9 protein-coding genes, 5 tRNA genes and 1 rRNA gene are annotated in these 7,709 nt (G+C 33.3%); 14 read left to right on the top strand and 1 reads right to left on the bottom strand.

What is annotated here, in order from left to right; all coding sequences use genetic code 11:
- From B5E58_RS10770 to B5E58_RS10725, 10 genes are all read left to right on the top strand, one after another.
- A 16S ribosomal RNA gene (locus B5E58_RS10770) occupies nt 1-101 on the top strand; the annotation flags it as partial.
- A gap of 51 nt (nt 102-152) precedes the next feature.
- Nucleotides 153-233: transfer RNA gene (locus tag B5E58_RS10765), tRNA-Tyr, on the top strand.
- 172 nt (nt 234-405) lie between these two features.
- Entirely contained in the window at nt 406-750 is a 345-nt protein-coding gene (locus B5E58_RS10760; protein ID WP_088109662.1) for a PadR family transcriptional regulator, read from the top strand.
- Nucleotides 737-1,465 (top strand): permease prefix domain 1-containing protein, encoded by a 729-nt coding sequence (locus B5E58_RS10755; RefSeq protein WP_088109661.1) that lies wholly within the window; start codon nt 737-739, stop codon nt 1,463-1,465. Before B5E58_RS10760 ends, B5E58_RS10755 begins: the two co-directional genes overlap by 14 nt.
- Nucleotides 1,452-2,006, top strand: a complete 555-nt coding sequence (locus tag B5E58_RS10750) for a hypothetical protein (protein WP_088109660.1) — start codon at nt 1,452-1,454, stop codon at nt 2,004-2,006. The genes B5E58_RS10755 and B5E58_RS10750 overlap by 14 nt, the downstream gene beginning before the upstream one ends.
- A gap of 130 nt (nt 2,007-2,136) precedes the next feature.
- Nucleotides 2,137-2,220 (top strand) — tRNA-Leu (locus B5E58_RS10745).
- Between the two features lie 42 nt (nt 2,221-2,262).
- Nucleotides 2,263-2,338: transfer RNA gene (locus B5E58_RS10740), tRNA-Phe, on the top strand.
- 72 nt (nt 2,339-2,410) lie between these two features.
- A tRNA-Gly gene (locus B5E58_RS10735) sits at nt 2,411-2,481 on the top strand.
- Nucleotides 2,482-2,494: 13 nt separating this feature from the next.
- Nucleotides 2,495-2,566: transfer RNA gene (locus B5E58_RS10730), tRNA-Gly, on the top strand.
- A gap of 77 nt (nt 2,567-2,643) precedes the next feature.
- A complete protein-coding gene (locus tag B5E58_RS10725) occupies nt 2,644-3,405 on the top strand; it encodes a sulfite exporter TauE/SafE family protein (RefSeq protein WP_088109659.1) in 762 nt (253 codons plus the stop codon).
- A gap of 40 nt (nt 3,406-3,445) precedes the next feature.
- Here B5E58_RS10725 and B5E58_RS10720 read toward each other — a convergent pair whose 3' ends face one another.
- Entirely contained in the window at nt 3,446-3,820 is a 375-nt protein-coding gene (locus B5E58_RS10720) for a hypothetical protein (protein ID WP_088109658.1), read from the bottom strand.
- Nucleotides 3,821-3,928: 108 nt separating this feature from the next.
- On the opposite strand from B5E58_RS10720, the gene B5E58_RS10715 reads away from it, so the two are divergent.
- The 4 genes from B5E58_RS10715 to clpX all read left to right on the top strand — a co-directional run bounded on the left by B5E58_RS10715 (nt 3,929) and on the right by clpX (nt 7,702).
- The gene (locus B5E58_RS10715) at nt 3,929-4,210 is read left to right on the top strand and encodes a DUF503 domain-containing protein (protein WP_088109657.1); all 282 of its coding nucleotides are present in this window, start codon (nt 3,929-3,931) and stop codon (nt 4,208-4,210) included.
- 164 nt (nt 4,211-4,374) lie between these two features.
- A complete protein-coding gene (tig, locus tag B5E58_RS10710) occupies nt 4,375-5,676 on the top strand; it encodes a trigger factor (protein ID WP_088109656.1) in 1,302 nt (433 codons plus the stop codon).
- Nucleotides 5,677-5,776: 100 nt separating this feature from the next.
- Entirely contained in the window at nt 5,777-6,382 is a 606-nt protein-coding gene (gene clpP, locus B5E58_RS10705; RefSeq protein ID WP_330395646.1) for an ATP-dependent Clp endopeptidase proteolytic subunit ClpP, read from the top strand.
- Between the two features lie 30 nt (nt 6,383-6,412).
- Nucleotides 6,413-7,702 carry an ATP-dependent Clp protease ATP-binding subunit ClpX gene (gene clpX / locus B5E58_RS10700; RefSeq protein WP_088109654.1) on the top strand — a complete coding sequence of 430 codons (1,290 nt, stop codon included), beginning with the start codon at nt 6,413-6,415 and terminating at the stop codon, nt 7,700-7,702.
- Nucleotides 7,703-7,709 lie beyond the last annotated feature (7 nt).

Genomic DNA, 7,709 nt, shown 5'->3' with positions numbered 1-7,709 from the left:
ACCTAACCGCAAGGAGGGAGTCGCCGAAGGTGAAGCCAGTGACTGGGGTGAAGTCGTAACAAGGTAGCCGTATCGGAAGGTGCGGCTGGATCACCTCCTTTCTATGGAGATTTGGTTGATTTGATACACTATTTTTATTTCACAGTACATATGGATGGGTTCCCGAGTGGCCAAAGGGGGCAGACTGTAAATCTGTTGCGATAGCTTCGAAGGTTCGAATCCTTCCCCATCCACTTTTGACAGAGTAATTTTTACTCTGTTTTTTTATTTTCGATTTTTATATTATGCACATAGTTTTTTATGAAATTATGTGCTTTTTTATTGTTTACATACATAGATTATCAAGGTATAATATACATAGAGATACTAGGTATAAATTTTAAATTTGAATGGAGGTGAAATATTATGGCATTGGATAAAGGTCTTATTGGTGGAAGTACAGTTTTTATGATTTTATCTTTACTTAAAGAAAAAGATTATTACGGTTATGAAATTATAAAGGAGATAGAAAAGAGAAGTAACAGTGTTTTTCAGTTTAAGGAAGGTACTTTATATCCTGTATTACACAGAATGGAAAATCAGGATTTTGTTAAATCCTATCGCTGTGAGACTGAAAACGGAAAGGTGAGAAAATATTATAGAATAACATTTGAGGGAAAAAAACAGCTTGAGAAAGAGAAAAAACAGTGGTCGGAGTTTACTTCCTCTGTAAATTCGGTAGTAGGAGGTGGAGGTCATGCGTTCACCTGAGTGGGAAAAATACGTAAAAGATATATTGTCTCATGTTAAATTCAAATATGACCATAAATATATATATTCTGAAATTATGGAGCATATGGAGGATTTATATAACAACCTTGTAAATGAGGGTATTGATGAGAATGAAGCTATAAAACTTACTGTTGAATATATGGGAGACAGTGAGGAGATTGGAAAAGCCTTAAATAAAGAGCATAATCCTTTCGTTGGTTGGATATATAGAATTTTAAAATATTCTGCTATGTTACTTATATTTTTAAATATATCTACTGTTTTTATATTTATATTTTCATCAATAAATAATTTTGTTACTGTAAATGAAAATGTAGAGAAATATGGTCAAAAAATTGAATTTATACAAGAGATAGACGAAAAAAGAAAAATTGATAATACATATATATTTTTAGATAAAATTGTTAGATATGATAATGGAGATATAAAAATATTATATTCATTATTTAAAAATCCTTTTTCATATGGTACAAAATTTACTAATGGAGATATATTAAAAATATATGATGAAAATAATAATGAATATATTTTTAGAAGACGAAGCCCTAATAAAAAATATTATTCATACTATGAATATACTGTTGATAACTTTCCTAAAAATGAAGAGAAACTTATTATAAAATATGGTGACAGGAAAGAGGAGTATACTGTTGAAATATCTATGAAAAAGGGGGGAATTTATGAACAGAAATAGAAAAATAGTTGTATATAGTGTTATTATAATTGCTCTTGTTTTTTCATATTTAAGATTGATTGATAGATATATAACTCCTGAAAAAGCTTTTTATGCTGCTGAAAGAGGTAATAATTATGGACCTTCCTATGATATATCTGTAAAATATAGTTTAGATGATGATAGATATATTATGATTGGCAAACACGATTATGGTATATCTTTTAATGAAGTTAGACGTACAATGCTTTTTTTGTGGGAAACAGGAGATGAACCTTCCTATCCTGGAAATATTCCTTTTGATGATATGGAAGATAATTTATATGTTACAATGGTTGCCTATGGTAATTATGATAAAAGTTTTGCTTGGGGATATTCCAAAAATGAAGATGTAAAAACTATTAGGTGTAATATAGAGGGAAGTGACAATAAATATATTACAGGTGAAGTTTCTGAAAGTAGAATATTTTTCATTCCTATTGGAGGGGCTTTTGAATATTCTATTAAGAACTTTGAAGGTCTTGATGTAAATGGAAATGTTATTGAAGAATTTGAATTTTAGTTTTATTTTTTGGCCTGTTTTATACAGGCTAAAAATTTTTTTAGAAAATTTTTAGAAAAAGTGTTGACAAAATATTTTTACTTTGGTATTATATACAAGCAGTCGAAAAACGGCTGATAAAAAAGTGTTTGCCCGAGTGGCGGAACTGGCAGACGCACAGGACTTAAAATCCTGCGGGGTAAAACCCGTACCGGTTCGATTCCGGTCTCGGGCATGATTTTTTAAAATCTTGTTCTTAGCACAGTAAACACAATATGCCCAGATAGCTCAGTTGGTAGAGCAGAGGACTGAAAATCCTCGTGTCACTGGTTCGATTCCGGTTCTGGGCACCATTTATTAAAAATAAAAGTGTTGACAAAATTAAGTTTTGTCTGTATAATCCTAAAATATAATTTAAATATTATGCGGGTGTAGTTCAATGGTAGAACGTCAGCCTTCCAAGCTGAACACGTGAGTTCGATTCTCATCACCCGCTTTAAATATACTATGCGCGAATGGCTCAGTGGTAGAGCATCGCCTTGCCAAGGCGAGGGCCGCGGGTTCGAATCCCGTTTCGCGCTTTTATTTTTTTTCTAAAACCGGATTTTGTAATTCAAAATCCGGTTTTTGTATATCTATTATTTTTTGGGGGTTAATTATGTATAGTTTTGGACAGATGGCTTTTGTTTGCATCATGGTTTTTATTGCTGGTCTTATTGACTCTATTGCTGGAGGTGGCGGTATTATATCAATACCTGCTTATACTTTGACAGGTATGCCTATGCATTGTGTTATGGGGTGTAATAAATTTTCATCAACTTGTGGAACATCTTTTTCTGTGGCAAGGTTTATGGCAAATAAGGCTCTTGATATTAAAATAGCTCTTGTGTCTGCTGTTGGTGCTATAATAGGCTCTGGAATAGCTGCTCATATTGTTATAAATTTAAGTGACCAATTTTTGAGAACAATGATGGTTATTGTCCTTCCTGTAATATCTATTTTAATTATACTTAAAAAAGATATAGGACAGGTTGAAGGACAGCTTATGAGGGGAATTAAGGCTGTTTTTGTATCTTTATTGATAGGTCTTTCTGTGGGCTTTTATGACGGTTTTATAGGACCGGGAACAGGTACTATTGCCATATTCTTTTTCTCAGCTTTTATGAAGTATGATTTGAAAACTGCTTCAGGGAACACAAAAATATTAAATTTATCATCAAATATTTCTGCCCTTGTAAGTTTTATGATTTCTGGAATGGTTATATATCAAATTGCTATACCAGCAGCTATATGTAATATTGCGGGAAATTATATAGGTTCAGGATTGGCAGTAAAGAAAGGTTCAAAATTTATACGTCCTGTTATGATAACTGTTGTTGTTATGCTTCTTGGAAAAACATTTATAGACTTTTTATTATAAATTACATAAAAAATGCGTACAAATATTTTGTACGCATTTTTTAATTTGTAAGGTCACTGTATACATTTGCAAAAGGTTTAAAGTATTCTGCATAATTTTCGACGTCCTCAAATGAAAATTGCATTGCTGAATTATCATTCATAAATACTGTAAATTCTATGTCAGCTGTTGTTTCTGTTTTTTTGTCAGCTTCCTCTATTGTGTCGGCTATATCAAGAAGTTTTGATATTTCATCTTTACTCATAAATGTATATTCTCTGTCTATATTATCGTTTTTTATTTCTATGCTTATAGAATATATTTTTGAAAACTTGTTTTTTGCCGAAGCAATAGGGTTGCTTATTACAGAAAAAGCTACTATTATAAAAATTGCAAATGCAACTGAAAATATTATTTTTAGGTATTTTTTATTCATATAATGCCTCCTTTTTTGATATGTTTTATATGATTTAATTATAATGATGAAATATTAAAAAATGCTTAAATTAATAATTTTTTAAGAAACTTTTAAGGTGGTGTAAATATGTTTACGGGTATATGTAAAGTTACACTTAGGGCAGAGTGGGTTAATACTCTTAAAGAGAAAAGAATGGTTGTAAAAAGCCTTATTTCAAGAATGAAAAATAAGTTTAATATATCTGTTGCGGAGGTTGATTGTCAGGATATACATGAAACTATTGTTATAGGCTTTTCTTGTGTATCAGGAGAGTCTAATCATGCAGAGCAAATTGTGCAGAATGTTTTGGATTTTATAGAATGGAATACAGACGCTGTTGTGTGTAATACAGAATGGGAAATATACTAAAAAGTTGTAAAATCAACATATTTTTATGGATTTTATTATTTTACTATGATATAATATCATGTGATTGCGTAGAGGGAGATTTGTTCTCCTTATTTGTTCTACAATGCATAAAGAAATAAGTCCTTTTTAAGACTTTTATAAATTTTTAGGAGGAATTTTTAGAAATGAACGCAACTATTATAAGTAAAGAAAATAATTTAGTTAAATTTACTTTCCAGTCAAGTGCTGAGGCTCTTGAGGAAGGTATTCAGTATGCTTACAACAAAGCTAAAAAGAATATCTCTATCCCTGGATTTAGAAAAGGTAAAGCTCCAAGAAAAATTATTGAAGCTCAGTATGGTGCAGGAAAATTCTATGATGATGCTGTAAACTTTATTTTAAATAAAGAATATGAGTCAGTTATAAAAGAACTTGAACTTGATGTTGTTTCAAGACCAGATGTTGAAATCAAAGAAATTGGAAAAGAAACTGGTGTAACTTTTGAAATCGGTGTATATGTAAAACCTGAAGTAACTTTAGGTGAGTACAAAGGTCTTGAAGTTGAAAAACAGAATGTTGAAGTTACAGCTGATGAAGTTGAAGCTGAAATCAAAAAAGTTCAGGAACAGAACTCAAGAATGGTTACTATCACAGACAGAGCTGCACAGATGGGCGACGTTGTAACAATCAGCTACCTTGGAACAGTTGACGGTGTTGCTTTTGAAGGCGGACAGTCAGACGCTTATGACCTTACTTTAGGTTCACATACATTCATTGATACATTTGAAGACCAGATTGTTGGTCACAACACAGGAGATAAATTTGACGTAAACGTTAAATTCCCAGAAGATTACCACACAGAAGACCTTAAAGGTAAAGATGCTGTATTCGCTGTTGAAGTTAAAGAAATCAAATTCAAAGAACTTCCAGAAGCTAATGATGAACTTGCTCAGGACGTTTCAGATTTTGACACACTTGATGCATACAAAGCAAGCATAGTTGAAAAACTTACAAAAGACAAAGAAGCAAGAGCTAAACAGATTATGAGCGATAGCCTTCTTGACAAAGCTGTTGAAAACTCAACAATGGATGTTCCAGAATGCATGTATGATAACAAATTAGAACAGCTTCTTGGAGATTTTGAACAGAATATCGGAAGAAGCGGTCTTTCACTTGACTTATACTGCAGCTACATGGGAATAACAAAAGATGGTTTAAGAGACCAGTTCAAAGATACAGCTAAGAAGAGCGTTGATGCAAGACTTGTTCTTGAAGCTGTTGCTGCTAAAGAAAATCTTACACTTTCTAAAGAGGAAGTTGATGAGGAAGTTGGTAAACTTGGCGAGTCATGGGGACTTAAACCAGAAAAAATGCTTGAAATCTTCAGAGATGAAGACAGAGCTAACCTTGAAAAAGACCTCCTTGTTCGTAAAGCAATGACATTCATTGAAGAAAACGCTGTTGAGGTTGAACCAAAAGCTGAGTAATTTTTTGAATTTTAACGGGGCGGATTTACCGCCCTGTTTTTGGATTTAAAAGGTTTTTGACAAAACTCAGCAAAATATTTTACGTATATAAAATAAAATTATGGAAAGGAATGATTATATGAGTTTAGTACCTTACGTTATTGAACAGACTAAGGGCGGAGAACGCTCCTATGACATATATTCAAGACTTTTAAAAGACAGAATAATATTCCTTGGTGAGGAAGTAAATGACGTGACAGCAAGCCTTGTTGTTGCTCAGCTTTTATTCCTTGCAGCGGAAGACCCAGACAAAGATATAAGCCTTTATATAAACAGTCCGGGAGGTTCTGTAACAGCAGGTCTTGCCATATATGACACTATGCAGTATATAAAACCTGATGTGTCAACAATATGTCTTGGAATGGCTGCTAGCATGGGTGCATTCCTTCTTGCAGGTGGTGCAAAGGGAAAACGCTTTGCTTTACCTAATTCAACAATTATGATACATCAGCCTTCCGGTGGTGCTAGAGGTCAGGAAACTGAAATCAGAATAGCTGCTGAAAATATTCTTAAAACAAGAAGACAGTTAAATGAAATTCTTGCTGAGAATACTGGAAAGAGCTATGAGGAAGTTGACAGAGATACTGAGCGTGATAACTATATGACAGCTGAGGAGGCTGTTAATTACGGACTTATTGACGAAGTTATAAAAAGACCTCAGTATTGATATAAATTAATCTGAGAAAGGAGAAAAGCCGTGAAAAACGAAGAAAAGAAACAGCTTAGATGTTCTTTCTGCGGAAAAACACAGGAGCAGGTTAGAAGACTTATTGCTGGTCCTAATGTTTATATCTGTGATGAGTGTATAGAGCTTTGTGCTGATATAATAGATGAAGAGCCACAGCACTATTCAAGTGTTGATGAAGACTTTGAAATACCAAAACCAAAGGAAATAAAAGCTATACTTGACGAGTATGTAATAGGTCAGGACGAAGCTAAAAAAGTGCTCTCTGTTGCTGTATATAATCACTACAAGAGAATAAACTCAGGTCAGTTAAGTGATGATGTAGAGCTTGCAAAGAGTAATATACTTATTGTTGGTCCTACTGGAACAGGTAAAACACTTCTTGCCCAGACTCTTGCAAGACTTCTCAATGTGCCTTTTGCCATTGCAGATGCCACATCTTTAACAGAAGCTGGTTATGTTGGTGAAGACGTTGAAAATATACTCCTTAAACTCATACAGGCTGCTGATTATGATATGGAGAGAGCAGAGAGAGGTATAATATATATTGATGAGATAGATAAAATTACAAAGAAATCTGAAAACCCTTCAATAACTCGTGATGTAAGTGGTGAAGGTGTTCAGCAGGCACTTTTAAAAATACTTGAGGGTACAGTGGCTTCTGTTCCTCCTCAGGGTGGCAGAAAACACCCTCATCAGGAGTTTTTACAGATTGACACAACAAATATACTCTTTATTTGTGGTGGTGCTTTCGGAGGTATTGAAAAGATTATACAGCAGAGAGTTGGACAGAAAGCTATTGGTTTTGGTGCTAAGGTTCAGTCTAAAAATGACAGTACAGCCGATGAACTTTTAAAACAGCTTCAGCCTAAAGACCTTCTCAAATATGGTCTTATTCCAGAGTTTATAGGTCGTCTTCCTGTTGTTGTTACTCTCAATAATCTTAATGAAGATGCCCTTGTTGAAATACTCAAAGAGCCTAAAAACGCTCTTACAAAACAGTATGAGTATCTTTTTGAGCTTGATGATGTTTATCTTGAATTTAAAGATGAGGCTCTCCGTGCTATCGCTAAACAGGCTGTTGAGAGACAGACAGGAGCTCGTGGACTTAGAAGTATTGTTGAGGAGTTTATAAATCCTATTATGTATGAAATACCTTCAGAAACTAATGTTGAGAAGTGTATAATTACAGAGGATACTGTTAATACAAAAGTTCCTGAGTATGTTTATAATGAAAATAGAGAACCTATTAACAGAAAATCAAGAAAAAAACGTGGCGGAAATACAAAAAGTGCTTCTTGATAAATTA

The sequence above is a fragment of the Tyzzerella sp. An114 genome (assembly GCF_002161055.1).
GTDB classification, from domain to species: Bacteria; Bacillota; Clostridia; order Lachnospirales; family Anaerotignaceae; genus Fimicola; species Fimicola cottocaccae.
This window is presented reverse-complemented; position numbering and strand designations above follow the sequence as displayed.

Excerpts from the sequence above, each read along its gene's own strand:
- B5E58_RS10760 (WP_088109662.1), top strand. The coding sequence starts at position 406 with ATGGCATTGGATAAAGGTCTTATTGGTGGAAGTACAGTTTTTATGATT.
- B5E58_RS10755 (WP_088109661.1), top strand. The coding sequence starts at position 737 with ATGCGTTCACCTGAGTGGGAAAAATACGTAAAAGATATATTGTCTCAT.
- B5E58_RS10750 (WP_088109660.1), top strand. The coding sequence starts at position 1,452 with ATGAACAGAAATAGAAAAATAGTTGTATATAGTGTTATTATAATTGCT.
- B5E58_RS10725 (WP_088109659.1), top strand. The coding sequence starts at position 2,644 with ATGTATAGTTTTGGACAGATGGCTTTTGTTTGCATCATGGTTTTTATT.
- B5E58_RS10720 (WP_088109658.1), bottom strand. The coding sequence starts at position 3,820 with ATGAATAAAAAATACCTAAAAATAATATTTTCAGTTGCATTTGCAATT.
- B5E58_RS10715 (WP_088109657.1), top strand. The coding sequence starts at position 3,929 with ATGTTTACGGGTATATGTAAAGTTACACTTAGGGCAGAGTGGGTTAAT.
- tig (WP_088109656.1), top strand. The coding sequence starts at position 4,375 with ATGAACGCAACTATTATAAGTAAAGAAAATAATTTAGTTAAATTTACT.
- clpP (WP_330395646.1), top strand. The coding sequence starts at position 5,777 with ATGGAAAGGAATGATTATATGAGTTTAGTACCTTACGTTATTGAACAG.